The 622-nt window shown below is 62.7% G+C and carries 1 pseudogene; it reads right to left on the reverse strand.

From position 1 onward, the window contains the following. Positions 1 to 431: pseudogene (locus tag AC1DTN_RS38290) on the reverse strand (hypothetical protein); the annotation flags it as partial. Between the last annotated feature and the right edge of the window lie 191 nt (positions 432 to 622).

Below are 622 nucleotides of genomic sequence, written 5' to 3' on the forward strand. Positions count from 1 at the left end.
CAGGCCACCAGGTCGGCGCGCGCCAGCCCGTTGGAGATCAGTCGCTGGAAGATCCTGCCGGTCCAGCCGACATTCCAGCCGTCGATCATGCCCTTGGCGGCCTGCACGGCGATCACGTCATGGCAGGTGATGACGTTCGGCTTCGCCTTCACCCAGCGGATGTACATGGCGTTGGAGTGATCGGCGACGTGCACCACGTCGGCCCAGCGCGACTCGCGCACGAGGGCTGGAATGAACAGGATGAACTTGTCCACGTAGCCCAACCACTTCCACCAGCGCGAGGAGGAGGAACCTCGGAGCACGCGCTCGGGTGGGGAGATGACGCGCAATTCGCAGCCGAGGCGGGGGAGCTCGCGTTCGAGGACGCGCCGGAACGCGAGCATGCTGGTCTGGCCGTCCGGGACGTAGTTCCCGATGAGAAGCACTTTCATCGTGTCTGGGCGCTCCTGGCGGCGTCGCGTGAATTCATTGCTTTTCCTCGGAAGATGTGGGTGGAATTATGTTCGAGCGCAATGTCGGGCCGGCAACGGCTTGCCGCATCATCCCAGCTTGGCAATATAGAGCCCATATGGGGAAGCACATTGCATACCATTGCGGCTGCCTTACTCTCCCTGCCCATGCA

It is taken from the genome of Rhizobium sp. 01T444 (assembly GCF_056398305.1).